General features: G+C 71.3%; 12 protein-coding genes and 1 pseudogene. 7 read left to right on the top strand and 6 right to left on the bottom strand.

Features of this window, described 5'->3' with window-relative positions:
• Positions 1-18 precede the first annotated feature (18 nt).
• From ACZOOI_RS39530 to ACZOOI_RS39545, 4 genes and pseudogenes are all read right to left on the bottom strand, one after another.
• Entirely contained in the window at positions 19-1,302 is a 1,284-nt protein-coding gene (locus tag ACZOOI_RS39530; RefSeq protein ID WP_465281638.1) for a DUF3533 domain-containing protein, read from the bottom strand.
• Between the two features lie 681 nt (positions 1,303-1,983).
• A pseudogene (locus ACZOOI_RS39535) lies at positions 1,984-3,861 on the bottom strand (M4 family metallopeptidase); the annotation flags it as partial.
• 317 nt (positions 3,862-4,178) lie between these two features.
• Positions 4,179-5,816, bottom strand: coding sequence for a CocE/NonD family hydrolase (locus tag ACZOOI_RS39540; protein WP_465281639.1), 1,638 nt, complete (start codon positions 5,814-5,816; stop codon positions 4,179-4,181).
• A 485-nt stretch (positions 5,817-6,301) separates the two neighbouring features.
• Positions 6,302-7,342 (bottom strand): P1 family peptidase, encoded by a 1,041-nt coding sequence (locus tag ACZOOI_RS39545; protein ID WP_465281640.1) that lies wholly within the window; start codon positions 7,340-7,342, stop codon positions 6,302-6,304.
• 346 nt (positions 7,343-7,688) lie between these two features.
• On the opposite strand from ACZOOI_RS39545, the gene ACZOOI_RS39550 reads away from it, so the two are divergent.
• A complete protein-coding gene (locus ACZOOI_RS39550; protein WP_465281641.1) occupies positions 7,689-8,420 on the top strand; it encodes a polyamine aminopropyltransferase in 732 nt (243 codons plus the stop codon).
• Between the two features lie 121 nt (positions 8,421-8,541).
• Here the strand turns inward: ACZOOI_RS39550 and ACZOOI_RS39555 are convergent, their stop codons facing one another.
• Both ACZOOI_RS39555 and ACZOOI_RS39560 read right to left on the bottom strand, forming a co-directional pair.
• Complete coding sequence (locus ACZOOI_RS39555; RefSeq protein WP_465281642.1) at positions 8,542-9,444, bottom strand: serine hydrolase; 903 nt, start codon at positions 9,442-9,444, stop codon at positions 8,542-8,544.
• 49 nt (positions 9,445-9,493) lie between these two features.
• Positions 9,494-10,339, bottom strand: coding sequence for a M55 family metallopeptidase (locus tag ACZOOI_RS39560; protein WP_465281643.1), 846 nt, complete (start codon positions 10,337-10,339; stop codon positions 9,494-9,496).
• 256 nt (positions 10,340-10,595) lie between these two features.
• Between ACZOOI_RS39560 and ACZOOI_RS39565 the strand changes: the two genes are divergently transcribed.
• The 6 genes from ACZOOI_RS39565 to ACZOOI_RS39590 are packed head-to-tail and all read left to right on the top strand — an operon-like array spanning position 10,596 to position 18,291.
• The gene (locus ACZOOI_RS39565) at positions 10,596-12,071 is read left to right on the top strand and encodes a serine hydrolase domain-containing protein (RefSeq protein WP_465281644.1); all 1,476 of its coding nucleotides are present in this window, start codon (positions 10,596-10,598) and stop codon (positions 12,069-12,071) included.
• Entirely contained in the window at positions 12,068-13,639 is a 1,572-nt protein-coding gene (locus ACZOOI_RS39570) for an ABC transporter substrate-binding protein (RefSeq protein ID WP_465281645.1), read from the top strand. Before ACZOOI_RS39565 ends, ACZOOI_RS39570 begins: the two co-directional genes overlap by 4 nt.
• Positions 13,636-14,637: an ABC transporter permease gene (locus ACZOOI_RS39575; protein WP_465281646.1), complete on the top strand. Its 1,002-nt coding sequence runs from the start codon at positions 13,636-13,638 to the stop codon at positions 14,635-14,637. Before ACZOOI_RS39570 ends, ACZOOI_RS39575 begins: the two co-directional genes overlap by 4 nt.
• Before the next feature lie 2 nt (positions 14,638-14,639).
• Complete coding sequence (locus ACZOOI_RS39580) at positions 14,640-16,496, top strand: dipeptide/oligopeptide/nickel ABC transporter permease/ATP-binding protein (protein WP_465281647.1); 1,857 nt, start codon at positions 14,640-14,642, stop codon at positions 16,494-16,496.
• Positions 16,493-17,365, top strand: a complete 873-nt coding sequence (locus ACZOOI_RS39585; RefSeq protein WP_465281648.1) for an ABC transporter ATP-binding protein — start codon at positions 16,493-16,495, stop codon at positions 17,363-17,365. Before ACZOOI_RS39580 ends, ACZOOI_RS39585 begins: the two co-directional genes overlap by 4 nt.
• A complete protein-coding gene (locus ACZOOI_RS39590; RefSeq protein WP_465281649.1) occupies positions 17,362-18,291 on the top strand; it encodes a GNAT family N-acetyltransferase in 930 nt (309 codons plus the stop codon). Before ACZOOI_RS39585 ends, ACZOOI_RS39590 begins: the two co-directional genes overlap by 4 nt.
• The last annotated feature ends 340 nt before the right edge of the window (positions 18,292-18,631 follow it).

An 18,631-nucleotide genomic window follows, 5' to 3' on the forward strand; every position in this document is an offset into this window, starting at 1 on the left:
GAGCGGGTGCGATCGCCATCAGGTCTTCGGTGCGATGCGGTGCAGTCGTCTGCGGTCGTAGTACGTGGTCATCGCGAAGCCGAAGGCGAGACCGGCCACGATGCCGAAGGCGATGCCGATCCAGGCCCGGGTCAGGCCGGCGTCGGCGCGCGCGTCGAAGTACAGGATGGCCCGCACACCGCCGCTGAGTTGGCGCATCGGCTCGAACACGGACAACACCCGGTAGAAGTGCGGCAGCGCCTCGAGCGGAATGGTCGCGCCCGAGGACGGCAGGGCCAGCACGATGAAGACGAACATGCTGACCAACTGACCGATCCCACCGAAGGCCGCGTTGATCGCCTGGACGCCGAACCCCACCGCGGTGATCGCGCAGACCGAGAAGACCCACAAGAGCGGGAGATGGCCCGCATCCATGTCCAGGATGCCGATCGTGGCGACCATGATCAGGGTGGCGGTCAGCATCGACAACACGGCGGACATCGCGCATTTGACCACGAGTTGATGGGTGCGGGTGATGTGCACGAGCGGCCGTTCGGTACGCAGCGGGCCGATCTCGCCGGCCACGTAGCCGAGCGCGACGTCCACCCCGTTGCCGATGATGTTGCCGCCGAGGAAGCCGGCCAGCACCAGGAGCAGCGTGTAATAGAAGGCGGTCAGGCCCAGTCCGCTGTGTGGGCCGATCGGGTGGCCGACCTCGACGGCGACCGCGATCGGGTCGGCGAGCAGCAGCCGGGTCGCCGCGACGGGCTGCCCCGGTCCGCTCGGCGGTGCGGCGGTGAGCGCCGTGCCCAACTGCAACGAGGCCGCGTGCAGGGCCTGTTGGGCGATGCCGGTGGCCAGCGACGAGGCCAGGCTGCCCACCCCGGGGTTGCTCAGCACGGTGATCGTGGGGCGGGTCGGCGCGGCCGGCGCGGGGGCGTTCAGCGCGGCCACCGACGCGGTGAAGCCCGCCGGCACCACGATGGCGCCGTACAGCTTGCCCGAGGCCAGTTGCCGGTGGGCCGTGGCCTCGTCCAGGATCCGCCAGGACACCGCGTCGCCCGGATCGGGCGCGGCCGCGATGCCCTTGGTGATCCGTGCGCCCAGGTTATCCGGCGCGCCCGCCGGTGCGGCCCGGTCGGCGTCGACCAGGCCGATCGGCAGGCGGTGCAGGTCGGCGCGTGGGTTGAGGATGCCGCCCATGTAGAGCATGGACAACAGGAAGGCCAGCAGCCCGACGATGATCGAGGGCATCACCCAGACCCGCGGGTTGCGCAGCACCTGCCACGCACCGACCCAGGGGTCGGACTGGTTCGAGGCCATCACTCTCCAGACGGGCCGAGGGGCGGACCGGCCACCCGCGCAGGCACGGCGGCGGGCGGACCGCCGTGGGCGAGATGGTCGCCCCCTCGACGCCGGACCAAACCCCGGTTGCGCGGGACGAGCGAAGGCCCGACACCCGCCTCGGGACCCGACATGGCCACCCGGGACGCGGGCCGGCGACCCGGTCCGCGACGGCGAAGAGCCTCGCTCCCGGCGTGGGGCGCCGGGAGCGAGGCCGTCATCGGTCGCGCGTGATCAGGAGATGCTCACGTCGTCCACGAGGAACGTGGTGGTCAGTGAGGAGTCCTCGGCACCCGCGAAGGTGAGGGTGACCGTCTGGCCCGCATAGGCACTCAGGTTCACCGTGCGCTGCACGTAGGCACCGGTGGCGCCGACGTTGGAGTACGTGGCAAGCGTGGTCGAGCCGATCTTGATCTTGAGCGTGTCGTAGACCGTGTTGCCGGTCTCCTGGGTGGTGGTCTTGATCCACACGCGCAGGCTCGGCGAACCGGCCGGGATCGTGATGTTGGACTGGCTCACGGTCTCGGTGGCGGTGGAGCCGTAGCCCATCATCCATGCGTACCAGGAGCCGCCGTGCGCGGAACCCGGGTTGCTGTTGGTGATGTCGTTGGCGCTTTGCGTCCAGTTGGCGGTGCCCTGTTCGAAGTCACCGTTGCGAATCGCGTTGCCCGGCGGCGCGTTGCCGACGGTCAACGTGTACTGGGCGCTGTGGGTGGCGGAGGGGCCGGTACCGGTCACGGTGATCACGTAGGTGCCGTTCGCGGCGTTCGCGGCGGCGGTCGCGGTCAGTGTCGCGGAGGCACCGGACTGGACCGAGCTCGGGGTCAGGGTCACCGAGACGTCGGCGGGCTGACCGGTGGCGGTCAGTGCGACGGTCTGCGCCGAGCCCGAGGTGACGGTCGTGCCGACCGTGGCCGAGACCGAGGCGCCGGCGAGCACGGAACCCGAGGTCGGGTTGACGCTGATCGAGAAGTCGTTCTGACCGGGCCCACCGGTGCAGGTGGGGTCATTGGTCTGCGCGGGTACGCTGACGGCGTCCCAGGCGGCCTTGGTCTTGTTGAACAGGGCGCAGGTGGGGTCGAGGGTCTTGGCGGAGTTGAGGGTGGCGGTGCGGTACTTCTTGTAGGTCATGCCGCTGGTCTTGAGGAGCATGCCGCCGTAGAAGATCTTCCCGGCCTGTTGGATGCCGACCCCGGTGAGGGTGGTGTTGTTGCAGGTGGGGCTGGTGGGTTTGCCGCCGCCGGGGTTGGTGCCTTCGGCGAGGAGGTAGAACCAGTGGTTCATCGGGCCTGCCGCGGCGTGTTCCTCCGTGTTGGGGATGGAGGAGCTGTAGCAGTCCGGGTCGCCGTTGGTGGAGGGCTTGTACATGTAGCGGATGGGGCCCTGGCCGACCAGGTTGACGACTTCGCCGACGGTGTAGTCGGGGGTGTCGTACGGGGAGGGTTCGTTGGTGTACGCCTCGGTGAGTGCGCCCATGATGTCGCCGGTGGACTCGCCCAGGCCAGGTTCGGTGCCGGCGCCGCCGGGGGTGAACTGGTCGATGCCGTGGCCGAATTCGTGACCGACCACGTCCATCGAGGCGATCCACTGGTTCGATTGGTTGTGGCCGATGGAGACGGAGGAGCCGTCCCAGTAGGCGTTGACGTCGTTGAGGCCGACCTTGACCGGCCAGCTTCCGCCGTTGCCGTTGTGCCCGTTGCGACCGAGCCAGTCGCGGAGCATGTTCCATTCCTTTTGCGCCGCCCACATGACGTCGGCGCAGCCGGTCTCCTTGCTGGACGCCTGGCCGTTGCCCCACGAGTCGGTGGACTTGGAGAAGACCTGGCCGGTGGAGTAGTCCGCGCAGGTCAGGCCGGGGCGGTTCGGGTCGCGCAGCGAGTACGTGCCGTTGTTGTTGGTGGTGTCGATGGCCAGCGGACTCGGGCCGTTCCATTGGCTGTTCGCGCTGCCGGCCTTGACGTCGTCGACGGTGTCGAGCACCGTGCCCGTGCTCGCATCGACGAAGACGTGCAAATGGCTGGGTGCGGACGCGGTGCGACCGGCCAGGACGGTTTCCCAGGCCAGGGTGCTTCGTCCGTCCTTGACCCGGACGACCAGGCGGTGCGATTCGACCTTGTCGACCGCGGCGAGCCTGGTCCTGGAGGTGGCCTCGGCCGCCGCGGCGTCGATCCGCGCCGTGGTGTTCGCCGAGATCCGGGTGCTGGTGGCGGATTGGGTCGCGCGGATGCGGCCCTGGCCGTCAGCGAGCACGACGGCGTCGCCGCCGACCACCGGGATGCCCCTGTAGGTGCGCTCGTAGGCGACCGAGTAGAGGCCGTTGACCCAGGGGGTCACCGCCTGGCGCTGGTACTCCTCGTCGGGACCCTTGGCGAGGGTGTCCAGACCGCCGGCCGCGGCCCGGTCGGCGGCGGAGACCGCCAGGGCCTGCGAGCCGGAAGGGGAAGGCGGATCGGCGGAAGCCGACTGCGCGGTCGTGGAGACCGCCAACCCGGCGAGCACGGCCAGGACAGTCCCGGCCGTCACCGTTTTGCGATTCATCGAGGCTCCTTGAGTGGAAGGTAGACCTCGACCACGAATCCGGCTTCGCCATGCGTGTCCGCAAGGAGAGCGAACCGCCGACGAGCGTGGCCGCCGGGTTCGTGCCCGATCGGCAAACGCTCACACGGTCGGCCTGTCCCGTTCAATGCGCGTTCGAGCGGTCGGCAAAATCTGTCAAACTCCGTGTTGTGCACGAGAGTTGCCCAGGACGGAGAATACCGGGACAGGAACCACGCGACGGGGCTGCCCGGCGCAGGGTGCGACGACCGGAGAGTCGCACCGGCGCCGGGCAGCAGGCACGATCGACTACCGCATCGTCAACTCACCGGCAGTTCCAGGTAGGACGGGTCCTCCTCGGAGGGGGAGACGGTGATCGTGCTGCCCTCGACCGGCGCCGACCCGTAGAAGGGGTCGAACGTGTCCAACACCAGCATCACCCGGTGGCCGGCCGCGACGTCGTAACCGGTGGCCTGAAGTTCGATGTCCAGGGCGACCGGCTGTCCCGCCGTGCCCTCGACCTCGGTGAACGGCGCGTGCGTGACGATGTTGGCCTTGCCGTCGGCGTCCACGTCGAAGAGGTGCGCGATCAGTGTGGGCGTCGGCCCCTGCGCCGTGTAGGTCAGATGCAGCCGGGGGACGCCGCGCAGCTTCATCGCGACGGGCAACGGCGCGGTGCTCCAGACGCCCGCGTGCGCCCGGTCGATCTCGTCGGTCGGGTAGACCTTGGGCAGGCCGGCCATCTCCGCGTAGCCGGAGAAGATGATCTTGTTCGCGACGGTGGCCGGTGTGTCCGCGCCGGATCGGAAGACCACGTCCGTGTCGAGTCCGGGCTTGTCGGCGAGCGTGCCGTCGCCGCCGTTCGAGGGGCCGGACAGGTACAGCCGTTCGGTCCGTCCGGTGACCGCACCCCACGTGGGCTGCTCCTCGACCGGGCCCTTCCACATGATCTGCGTGACCACCTGGCCCTCGGTGTCGATGCCGTTGGCAATGTCCTTGAGGTGGTGGTCGAACCACCGGTGCGCGTCCGCCCAGATCCGGTTCGGCAGCCCGATGATGCCCGGCGACTCCGGCCCGGAGTGATCACCGATGGACAGCAGGAGGCGCTTGGGACCGGTCAGCGCATTGAACATCTTCAGCGTCTGGTTCGTGGGGAACAGCGTCTCGTGCCACGCGTTCGCGTACAGGATCGGCACGCCGCGGCGGTTGATCTTGCCGACGTGGTGATGCGGCGAACGTGGCAGCGCCCACTCCAGGGACGGTCGCACATCCGGGTTGGACAGGACGTCCTCGAACGCCTGCCGGGTGCGTTCGCTCAGCCGGGCCTCGGCCGCGGCGCCCAACAGCGTGGAAACCGCGGCGAGATGCCGGGTGCCGTTCTCGTAGAACGCCTCGCCCAGATCGCCCCACGTGCTCAGCGCCACCACCGCGTCCACCCGGATGTCCTCGGCGGCGACCAGTTGGCTGATGCCGGAGCCGTAGGAGTCGCCGAGGAAGCCGACGCCACTGATCTCGCCCCGGGCCCGGGACTCCACGAAGTCGATCGCCGCGCTGCCGTCCGCGATGTCCTCGGCGCCGGCCACCTCGACCTCGCCCTCGGACGCGCCGAACCCCCGTGCGGTGTACGCCAGTACGTGGTAGCCCTTGAGAGCGAACAGGGTCGCCTGGACCGCATAGACGACCCAGCCCAGATTCACCCACGGCGACGGCATCACGATCAACGGCCTGGGTCGGTCGTCCCGGTGCAGCCAGAGTCCGCCGTCCAGTCCGACACCCTGGTCGCCGGGCACGGTGACCCTGCTGAAGTCGGCCTGGGCCCGGGCCTCCTCGATTTCGGCCACCCGGGACGGGGCGAGACGCCCGGCCCGCCCGGTCTCCAACGCCTCGACGACCTGCGTCAAGGTCGCCTCGTCCAGTTCGGGGTACAGGCTGATCGGCTGCGGTTGCTGTGAACTCACGTCGGTCCCTTCCCACTTCATCGGATCGCGCGAACGACGCCGACACCGCCCGGTGATAGCGTTAGGTGTCGACTCGTGAACACAGTGTCATTACGCGGCTCGTCGTGGTGGGAAAATGGGAGGAAAATCCGAAGTGGGAAACAGTCGTTCCGGTGCGCCGGCCCCGGCTCCGGGATCGGGCTGTTGATCGGTTCGAACACCGAGGAGTACCGGCTGTGGTTCGTGCCCACGGGCATCCTGGACCGGGTCGGCGCACGGCTGTTCGCGGGCGCCCGGCTGAAGTGGAGATGCTCGCGGCATGGGTGCGGTTCGCCAAGACCGGGGACCGGGGCGGGAGCCGTGGGATGCCCGGCGCCCGGTCCGGATGTTCGACGCCCCCGAGCCGAGGACGGTGCTCGCCCCACGCGAGGACGAACGCGCCGCCTGGCCCTGATCGGCGCCGCGCCCGTTCCGTCCGGCACACCGGGCCGGGCGCGCCGCGTCGCTCATCCGAGGGCGCGGCGCACGGCCGCGTGCGGCAGCGCGTACGCCCGGTGCCCGGCCGGGTCGTCGACCGTGTCCGCGGCCAACAGGGCGTCCAGGACCGCCTCTTCGACGGCGTCCATGGTCGCCGCGAACACCGTGTCGAGCAGCGCCGAGGGCAGCGGCGCGGACGCGCCCGGCGGTGCGGTGGAAAAGGCCATCCCGTAGTCGCCGCTGCCGTGCGCGAACGCCGCGCCGACCCGGGCCAGGGCGAACACGCCGCGGCCGGCGATCCGGGTCAGCTCGCGCGTGGAGCAGGGCAGGTCGGTGCAGACCACGACCACGCACGAACGCTCCTCGCGGGTCGTCCCGGCCGTCGGCAGGCCCAGTGAGGCGGGCCGCATCACCTGGCCGCCCAGGCGCAGTTCGCCGGACATGTCGGCCCGGACCAGGACGCCCACGGTCGCCTCGCCGGTCTCCGTCGGCACCCGGCGCGACGCGGTGCCGATGCCCGCCTGGTAGCCCAGTGCGCAGGCACCGGTGCCGGCACCCACGTTGCCCTGCGGCACCGGGCCGGACGAGGCGCCGGCGAGCGCGGCGTGCACGTGCGCCGCGGTCAGCGGTCGCGGTCCGGCCTGGGACGGCCACCTGTCGTCGATCCCGCCGAACACCGGATCGACCGGGATCGGCGCCGGTTCTGCCCGCCCCGGCAGCGGGGTCGCCAGGGGGTCGGCCCGGAAGACGGACGGCGTGGAGGTCAGCAACAACGGGGTCTCCAGTTCGCCGGGTTCGACCGGTCGGGTGGCTCCGAGGAACCTTCCGTGGCCGCCGCCGGCGAACCGCCCGGCGCGCAGCGGGCCGTGCGTGTGCAGCGCGTCCGGCACGATCGCGGTCACCCCCGAGTACGGCCCCGCCTCGGCGTCGCACAGCGTGGTGTGGCCCACGCGGACGCCCGGCACGTCGGTGATCGCGTTCCACGTCCCGGGATCCAGTGGTCCCAGTGCGTGGCCGAAGTCGCGGATCCGCGGGCGCACCCCGGGGCGGTCGGTCGCGAGTGCGGTCATGGTCGGGCTCCAGAGGTCGGTTCCGCCGGCATTCGCATGGCGTCACTCTCCGCCGGTCCACACCGGGCCGCACCGTCGCCGCCGACGAAAGATCGGCCTCGACTCCGTGGCCGTCACCAACCGGGTCACGGCGCACGCCGGGCCGCCCGAACGCCGCCCCCACGCGCCGGACCTCCGGGATCCGCGCGGGTGCCCGGCCGCGAGCCCGGCCGCCCCGCTCCCGGGAGTCGCGACCGCTGCCGGTCCCCGCCGCCCCTCGTACCCGGCGCCGGCGGGGCCGCGCGCTCTATAGGCTGACCACCCACTGGCGCCGGAGAGCGGCACCGACACGGTTGAGGGTGCACGGATGAGCGCGCGTTTCGAGGAACTCGACTGGCGGCCGACGCCGATGGGCGAGATCAGCCTGCGCCGCAGGCGGGACCCGGCCACGGGTGAGGACGTGTACGAGGTCAAGCTCGGCGACGAGTTCCTGATGTCCAGTCTGTTCACCGCGGGCGAGATCGCACTCACCCGACTCGGCCTGGCCGCGCTGCCCGATGCCGAACTCGACGTCGTGGTGGGCGGGCTCGGGCTCGGGTACACCGCGAAGGCGGCGCTGGACGACCCCCGCGTGCGCGGCCTGATCGTGATCGACGCGCTCGGCGAGGTGATCGACTGGCATCGGCGCGGCCTGGTGCCGTTGGGCGCCGAGCTGGCGGGTGATCCGCGCTGTCGGCTGGTCCGGGGCGACTTCTTCGCGTTGGCGGGCGACCCCCGGGGATGGGATGCACAGGCACCGGGTCGGCGCTTCCACGCGATCCTGCTGGACGTGGACCACTCGCCGCGGCACGTGCTGCACCCCAGCCACGCCGCGCTCTATCGGCCCGCCGGACTGCGCGCGCTGGCCGATCGGCTGCACCCGGACGGCGTCTTCGCGCTCTGGTCGAACGACCCGCCGGATGCCGAGTTCGGCGCGGTGCTCGCCGAGGTGTTCGCGGACTCCGCCGCGCACGTGGTCGACTTCGACAATCCGCTCCAGGGCGGTACGGCGACCAACACCGTGTACGTGGCCCGCAAGGCGGGAGACCCCGCGTCCTGACCCGACGGGACGGCGAGCCGGGTCGGGACGCGGGGTCCCGGCGTGTTCCCGAGCCCCCTCCGGAACACGCGCTGATGCCGCACCCGGCGACAGGGCACGGGTCGCCGGGTACGGCATCGGATCAGGCGCGCAGGTGGTCGATCGCGGCCCGCGCGGCCAGGCCGATCGCGGCGTCCGCGCGCGGGAGGCGGAAGCCCATCGACTCCGAGCGCAGGAACACGCCGCAGGCGTAGCGCTTGCCGTCCGGATATTCCACGACGCCGGCCTCGTTGCGCACACCCCACAGGGTGCCGGTCTTGCCGGAGACCCGGATCTCGTCCCCGAACGTGCAGGACAGTCGGTGCGGCCAGATCTGCCGGCCCATGATCTCGCGCACCTCGGCACACGCCTCGGCGGGACCGGCCTCGTCACGCCAGATGGCGGCGAGCAGCTTGGTGATCTCGCGCGGGGTGGTCGAGGCGGTGTGCTCGGGGTCGCGCACCGCCAGCGTGCGGAGCCGGTCGGGGGTGACCTGTGCCAGCTGCGCGTCGGCGTCCGCGGCGTCGCGGTCGATACCCAGGTCGCTCATCACGCTCGCGAACAGTTCCTTGCAGCCGGTGACCGAGGTGGCGTGGCAGCCCAACTCGTCCAGCGTCGCCCGCACGTTCTTGCGGCCGACCAGGCCGAGCACCACGTCGGTGGCCGCGTTGTCGCTCATCGTCATCATCATGTAGGCGAGGTCGCGCGCGCTCATCTCGACGTCGTGCATGCAGCCGTCGGTGCCGATGCCGTCGCCTTCCTTGTCGGCGTCGGTGACCAGGTGCCGCCCGGCCCGGTCCAGCCGGCCCGAGGCGGCCTGGCGGGCGTACTCCAGGGCGATCGGGATCTTGAAGACCGAGGCCAGGACGACCGGGGTGTCGGCCAGGTAGTCGACCTCGTCGTCGCCGTCGAGGTCGCGTACGTGCAGGTAGCCGTCGACCTCGGCCGCGTCGAAGATGTCCCGGATGGTCTTGGCGGGCTCGATCGGCTCTTGGCCGGTGCTCATGTGCGCTCCGTGAATCGTCGGGTGGGCCCGCAGGGCCCGGTGGGGGTGCTCAGCGCTTGCCCGTGTTCGGCAGGTGGTTGGCGGCGGCGTGCGCGGCCACCGAGTACCAGAGGTTGATCACGTCCATCAGCGTCTCCGGATCCGCCACCGTGCACTGCACCGTCAGCAGGTCCAGGCGTTCCGCGCCGGGTACCGAGGTGGCGAACTCGGCGGCCAGGGGGAGTTGGAAGCCCACCTCCAGCACCAGTTCCTCGGGCATCGGCAACGCGTGCAGCGAGGCCGCGTTCGTGACCGCCAGTGCGGCCTTCTCCCGGATCAGGTCCCGGGCCAGGGAGGGGTGCATGGTGTCCGCCGCCGCCCACCCCTCGGCGGACTTGACCTGCGCGGTGACCACGCCGGGGAACGCCTTCTCGGCGACCGAGCACACGTGGTTGTCGCCGGTGACCAGCCCGATCGGCACGCTGTGCCGGGCCGCGAGCAGCGCGATGACCTCGGCCTCGGTGACGTGCCGGCCGTTCAGCCTCACCGAGGTGAAGTTGCCGGAGAAGGTGTGCGAGAGCACGCCCGGCTTGCCGGCCGCCGCGTGGTAGCCGACGAACAGGGCCACCGCGTGCTGCGGGCCCAGGCCGTGGGCCATGCACTGGGCCTTGGGCGAGCCGAGGATCATCCGGGCGCGGGGGTCCAGGTCCTCGGCGATCAGGTTGTCCATCGTGCCGTGGCTGTCGTTGATCAGTACGCGCTCCGCGCCCGCCGCGAAGGCGCCCTCGATCGCGGCGTTGGCCTCGCCGGTCATCAGGTGCTGGGCCCGGGGATAGCCGGTGCCGCCGCGCCAGATCTGGTCCAGCGTGGCGATGCCCGCCACGCCCTCCATGTCGATCGAGATGTACACGTCCATCGGTTGCTCCCGCCTCGTCGCGTTGCCCGTGGCCGGCCCGATTCGCGCGCGTCCTCGGCAAACCGAAGCGGTCGGTGCGCGGACCGTCGGCGGCCTCTGCCGAGGATTGCCGGAAGCGGTGCCGCTCGGCGTCGGTGATTCGGACAGGTTCATCGGCCGTTCTTCGTCCACGACGACGATTCGAGGCCATCGGGCGCTGCCTACCGTGATCGTCCTCTGCGGCACTCGCCGCCGCCTTCCCAGGAGGTACCCCACGATGGGACGATCCGAGGTGCCCGGGCCCGCTGCCCGGACACTGCCGACGCCCGAGTATCTAGCGACCCGACTCGGCGAGCTGGCCAAGCGTGGCAACATCCCCGGCGCGAGCGTCGCGGTACGGATGGGCGATGAGACGGTCACGGCCGCCACGGGTGTGCTCGACGTGGAGATCGGGTACCCCGCGACCCCGGAGTCGATCTTCCAGATCGGATCGATCACCAAGGTCTGGACGGCGACGCTGATCATGCAGCTCGTCGACGAGGGCGTGCTGGACCTGGACGCCCCGGTGCGGACGTACCTGCCGGACTTCAGGATCGTGGACGAGGCCGCCGCGCAGGTGGTGACCACGCGTCAGCTGTTGTGCCACACCGCCGGGTTCGAGGGCGACCTGTTCGACGACCGCGGTCCCGGCGACGACGCGGTGGCCAAGCTGGTCGCGGGGCTGGCCGAGGACGCGGGCCAACTCTTCCCGCCCGGCGAGATGTTCTCGTACTGCAACGCCGGCTACGTGGTCCTCGGCCGGCTCGTCGAGGTGCTCACCGGGCAGACCTGGGAGGAGACGCTGCGCGAGCGGATCGCGGTGCCCCTGGGGTTGTCCCGGGTGGCCACCAACCCGAACGAGGCGATCCTGCACCGGGTGGCCATCGGGCACGGGGCCGGCCCGGACGGGACCCCGGTCCGGGTGCCGAAATGGGAGGGGCCGCGCTCCAACGCACCGGCCGGCTCGACCCTGACCACCAGCGCGAGCGATCTGGTCGCCTTCGCCGCCGCGCACGTGGCGCGGGGACTGCTCCCGGACGGGACCCGCCTGCTGTCCGAGCAGTCCGCGTTGGCCATGCGCGAGCCGCAGGTCCAGGTGCCCGACATCGAGGCCGTGGGCACCGTGTGGGGACTGGGTTGGAACCTCTTCGACTGGGTCGGCGGCCCGGTGATCGGTCACGACGGCGGCGCCATCGGCCAGAGCGCGATTCTGCGGGTGGCCCCCGAGAGCGGCGTCTCGATCGCCATCCTCACCAACGGCGGCGACCTGACCGTGATGTACGACCTGGTCCGCGACGTGTTCGCGACGAGTGCGGACGTGGTGGTCCCGGAGCCCACCACGCCCCCCGTCGAGCCCCCGGCGGTGGACTCGCGCTTCTTCGTCGGCCGGTACGCCTCACAGGCGATGGTCTTCGACGTGGCGGAGTCCGACGAGGGATTGGTGCTCACCACGCGCACCATCGGCGCCGCCGCCGAGATGTCCGGCGACGACCAGGTCCGCACCACCGCACTGGTGGTCCGCGACGCCCGTACGCTGATCGAGGTCGAACCGCGCGGCGCGCGGCATGCGCAGTACGCCTTCCTCGGGGACGGCGACCGGGCCCGGTTCCTGCACATGAGCCGTGCCCTCCCGCGGGTCGCGGCCGGCGAGTCGGCCGTCGCATCCGTCGCCGGGCACGACGCGGTCGGGTGTCCGGCCGGGGGCGCGAGATGAGACGCGCCCCGCGCGGGGCCGCCGCGGCCGTCGCGTTGGGCCTGTTCGCCGCCGGCTGCGGCGGCACCGCGGCCGACGGCGGCGCGGGAGACGTCGACTCCGTCACGATCGCCATCGAAGGCGACCCCGGCAACATGAATCCGCTGACCACGCTGGCCTCGTCGGCCGTCACCATGAACCGCTACTCCTACGACTCGCTGATCAACGTCGCGGCCGACGGGCGGATCGTCTCGGGCGTCGCCGAGAAATGGACCTCCGACGCGACCTCGGCGACCTTCACGATCCGACGCGACGTGATGTGCGACAGCGGCAGGGCACTGACCCCCTCCGACATCGCGGCCGAGTACGCCCACATCGCCGACCCGGCCAACAAGTCGCCGCTGTACGGCCTGATGGTGCCGCCCGGGACCGTGGCCACCGCCGACGACGCGGCCGGCACCCTGACGCTGAAGACCCCGGACCCGGCGCCGTTCCTGGTCCGCGGGACCGCGATGTTGCGCGTGGTGTGCCCCGACGGCATGCGATCGCCCGACCGCCTGAACCACGCGTCCGACGGCACCGGTCCCTACCGACTGAGCCAGATCGTCTCGGGCGACCACTTCATCTTCACCAAGCGCCCCGGCTACGCCTGGGGGCCGGACGGCATCGGCAACGCCGACCTGCCCGACCGGGTGGTCTTCAAGGTCGTCACCAACGAGTCCACCAAAGCGAACCTGCTGCTCGGCGGGCAGATCAACATCGCACCCATCATGGGCGCCGACCGCACCCGACTGGCCGCGGCCGGCCTCAAGTCCACCATCCAGCGCGACCCCATGGGGATGCTGGTCTTCAACGAGGCCGCCAACCGGGTCACCGCCGACCCCCTGGTACGCCGGGCGTTGATCCAGGCACTCGACCTCAGGCAGATCGGTGCGGTGGCCACCGGCGGCAAGGGCCAACCGGCCACCCGCGTCGGTGTCACGATGGGGCCGCCCTGCACCGACGACGCGGTCACCGCCCACCTTCCGCCGCACGACGTGGCTCAAGCCGCGGAGGCGCTGCGGACGGCGGGCTGGAAGAAGTCCGGCGGGCGCTGGACGAAGGACGGCAAACAGCTGTCGATCTCCATGCCCTACCCCGGCGTGTTCGGCAACCAGCTCACCGCCGCCGTCGAGCTGGCGGTCAAGCAGTGGAACTCGTTCGGCGTCAAGGTCGGCACCCAGCCGACCACCGCCGCGACGAACGCCACGATCCTGATGGGCGGTCAGTGGGAAGTCGCGTGGGCGCCTCTCTCGGTGACCACACCCGACCAGGCCCTCCCGTTCTTCATGGGGCCCCCTCCTCCGGAGGGGCTCAACTTCGGTTCGCTGGACAACCCCGAACACAAGCGTCTCGTGGCCCTCGCCATGGCCAAGCCGGACACCTCCGGCTGTCCCGAGTGGACCGCGGCCGAATCCGAGTTGATCAAACGTCTCGATGTGGTGACCTTCATGGACTCGATGACCCCCTATTTCACTCGGGGCTACAACTTCCAACTCGACGGTGGCGGTCCCATTCCGACCACCCTGCGCAAGGTCGGTGGCCGATGAGCACCGCAGCCAGTACCGCAACCCCGGCCGGCCGGCTGATCGACTTCCGGCTCGGCCCCTGGACCTCCTTCTTCGTACGCCGCACCGGGCGCCTGTTGGTTTCCCTCGCCGCACTGGTCACCGCGGCCTTCGCGATGATCCACTTCGTCCCCGGCGACCCGGTCCGCGGCGCCCTGGGACTCAACGCCACGCCCGAGGCGGTCACCGCCCGCAAGGAACAACTGGGCCTGAACGACTCGCTGATCGACCAGTACAAACACTTCGTGAGCGGGCTCTTCCACGGCGACCTGGGCGAATCGATCACCGCCCGGGTCCCGGTGTCCCGGATGATCGGCGACCGACTGCCGGCGACCATGGAGATCGCGATCTACGCGTTCCTCCTGGTGATGCTGGTGGCCATCCCGCTGGGCATGGCCATGGCCGTGTGGACCCGCAACGGCCGGCGCCGGCGCGGCGAGCTCGCGTTCGCCTCCTCGACCGGGGCGATCGTGGCCATTCCGGAGTTCCTCCTCGCCGTCGGCCTCGCCTCGGTGTTCGGGGTCTCGCTCGGCTGGTTCCCGGTGGCGCTGCGCGAGGGGCCGGACTCCTACGTCCTGCCGGTGCTCGCACTGGCGATCACCCCGATCGCCGCGCTGTCGCGGATCGTTCGGGTCGAGGCGCTGCGCGTCTTCGAGACGGACTACATGCGCACAGCCCGGGCCAAGCGACTGCCGGGCCGACTGGTCTACCTGCGGCACGCGCTGCCCAACCTGCTGACCTCCTCGCTCACCCTCGGCGGCCTGCTGCTCAGCGGCCTGCTGGCGGGCACCGTGCTGATCGAGAACGTCTTCGCGTGGCCCGGCCTGGGCATGACCATCGTCCAGGCGATCCTGCAGAAGGACTATCCGCTCGTCCAAGGCATCGTGCTCGTGTACGGAGCCGCCGCACTCATGATCAACTTCATGGTCGACCTCGCCGTCGCCGCCGCCGATCCCCAGTCCACGATTCGCGGGAGCTGACGATGTCCCAGGCACCAAGACTCCGCCTCGCCCTGCGCACCCCCCTGGGGATCACCGCGGCCGTCGCGAGCACGCTCATCCTCCTGACGGCGATCTTCGGACCCATGCTGCTCGGCGACACCGCCGACCGGATCGACACCGACGCGATCGGCCGACACAGCGGCACCGAGCACCTGTTCGGCACCGACGCGCTCGGTCGCGACATCGCCGCCCGAGTGGTGGTGGCGACCCGGCTCACGCTGGAACTGACCCTGTTCGCCACGCTCATCGCGGTCGTCGGCGGCCTGGTCCTGGGCGTCCTGCCGGCCGTCCTCGGCCGCCGCGCCGGGCGTCTGGTCACCGCCGTGGTCAACCTGCTCGTTGCCTTCCCCGGCCTGCTGTTCGTGCTCTTCCTCGCGGTCATCTTCGGCGTCGGCACCTTCTCCGCCGCCTTCGCCATCGGCCTGGGCGCAGCCCCCAGCACCGCCCGACTCGTCCAGAACCTGACCGCCTCGATCGCCGGCACCGACTACGTGGCCGCGGCGCGGATCCTCGGCGTCGGTCGCTTCCGGATCGTGGTCCGGCACATCCTGCCCAACATCGCCGAACCCGTCGCGCTGTTCGTCTCGACCACCGCCGCCGGCATCCTGGTCGCCTTCTCCGGCCTGTCCTTCCTCGGCCTGGGCGTGCAACCGCCCGACTACGACTGGGGACGCCTGCTCAACGAGCAACTCGACCGGGTCATGGTGGACCCGATGTCGGCGGTCGGCCCGGGCGCCGCGATCGTGCTCACCGGCATCACCTTCGGCCTGATCGGCGAGGTGGTCGCCAAGGCGAACGCCGGCCGCACCGCGCCGCAACCCGAGATCAAGACCGCCGAGGCGACCTCCGAGGCACCCGCCGAGGAGACCACGTCCGGCCTGCTGAACATCGACCGCCTCCAGGTCCGCTTCCCCGGCCACACCGCGGTGCACGACGTCTGCCTCACCGTCGACGAGGGCGAAGCGGTCGGCATCGTCGGCGAATCCGGCTCGGGCAAGAGCCTGACCGCACTCGCCGCGGCCGGACTGGTCCCGCACCCCGGCCGGGTCAGCGCCCGGACGCTGCGCTTCGGCGACCGGGACCTGAACAAGCAGGCGCCCAAGGGCACTTCGATGGCCATGGTGTTCCAGGACCCGATGGCCTCGCTCAACCCCGCGCTCACCGTCGGCCGGCAACTCGCCGAGGTGGCCGAGGTGCACCACAACGCCGGGCGCGCGGCGGCCCTCTCCCGGGCCGTCTCCCGCCTGGGCGCGGTCGGCATCATCAACCCCGAGCTGCGGGTCCGCAAGCGCCCGCACGAGTTCTCCGGCGGCATGCGGCAACGCGTGATGATCGCGATGGGCCTGATGGGCGAACCCCGCCTGATCATCGCCGACGAGCCGACCACGGCCCTGGACGTGACCGTGCAGGCCCAGGTGCTGGCCCTGCTCCGGGACGTGCGCACCGAATCGGGCGCCGCGCTGCTGCTCATCTCGCACGACATCGCCGTCGTCTCCCAGGTGTGCGACCGCGTCGTGGTCATGTACGCGGGTCGGATCGTGGAGGAACTCCCGGTCGGGGACCTCGCCGACGGCGTGGCCCACCCGTACTCGGCCGCGCTGATCGGCGCGGTGCCCAGCATGACCACCGACCGGGACATCCCGCTGGCGACCATCCCCGGCCGCCCGCCCGAGCCCGGCGAGGAGAGCGTCGGCTGCCCGTTCGCGCCCCGCTGCGCCCGGGCCACCGACCGCTGCCGCACCGAGGAGCCGGTGCTGGAGCGGATCGGCCCCGGACGTCGCGTCGCGTGCTGGGACCCGATCACCACCGCCACCCACGAACTGGAGGAGGCACGATGAAAGCCGTGAGCACGGTGGATTCCGCCACCGCCGAAGCCGCCTCGAGCCCGGCTGCGAGCGCCACGTCCGGTTCGCTCGAACTGCGCAACATCACCGTGCGGTACGGACGCGGCCGCAACGCCTCGACCGCCGTGGACGACGTCTCCCTGGACGTGCCCGCGGGCAGCGTGGTCGGCCTGGTCGGCGGCTCCGGATCGGGCAAGTCCACCCTGGGCCGGGCCGCGGTCGGGCTGGTGTCGATCGACTCGGGACAGGTCCTGGTGGACGGCGTCGACCAGGGCCGCAGGCCCGGGCGCAGGCCGATCCAGCTGGTCTTCCAGGACCCCTTCGCGTCGCTGAACCCGCGGCTGACCATCGGCGGCTCGGTCGCCGAGGCGCTGCCGCGCGGCGACCGTGCGACCCGGGCGACCGAGGTGGCCCGCTACCTCGACCTGGTCGGCATCGACCCCGGCGTCAGCACCCGCCTGCCGCACGCGCTCTCCGGCGGCCAGCGCCAGCGCGTCGCACTGGCCCGCGCGCTCGCCGCCCGGCCTGCCGTGCTGGTCGCCGACGAGGTCACCTCCGCCCTGGACGTCTCGGTCCAGGGCGCGGTACTCAACCTGATCCGCGACCTGCAACGCGAACTCGGCTTCGCGATGTTGTTCATCTCGCACAACCTGGCCGTCGTGCGTTACCTGGCGGACCGGATCGCGGTGATGGACCGGGGCGTCCTGGTCGAGTGCGGTCCGGCCGCCCAGGTCCTGGAGAACCCGGAACACGAATACACCCGGGCCCTGCTGTCCGGTGTGCCGACGATCGGCGAGCCGCTGCCCGAGCGGGCGGCGGTCGAACCCGCGACCGACGCGGAGACGGAGGCAACGGCCCGATGACGCCGACACCGGCGGGCGCGCGTACCGGCGGCGACCTGTACCGCGCCGACCGCCAACCCGAACCCGATCCCGGTGCACTTCGCGACCGCGCGGCCGAGGCGGCCGACCGCGCGGCTCGCGTGGCCCACGTGGAGATTCGCGAACTGCACACCCTGGGCGAGATGGCCGACGCGTGCGACCTGTTCCAACGCGTCTGGCAGCCCGACCCGACCAACCCGATGATCAACTCCGAGCTGATGACCGTGGTGTCGCACGCCGGCGGCTACGTCGTGGGCACCTACGAGGGCGACCGGTTGATCGGCGCGGGTGTGGGCCTGCTCTCCACCGACGGCCTGCACTCGCACATCGCGGGCGTCGACGAACGCTCACGCGGACGCGAGGTGGGCTACGCGCTCAAGGTGTACCAGCGCGCATGGTGCCTGGAGCGCGGGATCACCCGGGTCACCTGGACGTTCGACCCCCTGGTCGGGCGCAACGCCTACTTCAACCTGGCCAAGCTCGGCGCGACACCCGCCGAGTACCTGGCCGACTTCTACGGGCCGATGTCCGACGCCATCAACGGCGACGACTTCTCCGATCGGCTGTTGGCCCGGTGGGACCTGAGCAGCGACCGGGTCGCGCTCGCCTGCGCCGGGGTTCCGCAGCCGGTGGACACCGAGGATCTGGCGGGAGAGGTCGTGATCGGCCTGGACGCGGCCCCCGACGGGCGGCCGATCCAGGGCCGCACCGACGGGGACGTGGTGCTCGTGGCGGTGCCGCGGGACATCGAGGCGCTGCGCCGGGCCGACCCGTCGGCGGCGCGGGGGTGGCGGCTGGCGGTGCGCGAGGTGCTGGGCGGGCTGATGGCCCAGGGCCTGCGGGTGCGCGGCTTCGGCCGGGACGGACGGTACGTGCTCGATCGCGGACCGGAGGCGCGCCGACCGTGAGAATCGAGATCGTGCGGGATATGCCGTTCTTACCTGCCCATATCCACCCCAAGATCGTTTAGACTCCGCCCACGGGCCGGCCAAGGCGACACGGCCGGCCCCCCGGGCTCGACAGGCTCGACGGGGGACCTGTGTCGACGGATTGGATTCCCTTGTCGTGAACGTGTCGAGCAACGTGGATGTGTCGGGTGGCATGAGCGTGCCGAGCAGGATGAGCGTGCCAACCGGTACGGATGCGCCGAGCGGTGGGAGCGTGCCCAGCGGGACGAACGTGCCCGGTGGCATGGATGTGCCGAGCAGCGTGAACGTGCCGGGCACCGGGCGCATATCCGTCCGGGGC

The organism is Embleya sp. L77, assembly GCF_055557415.1.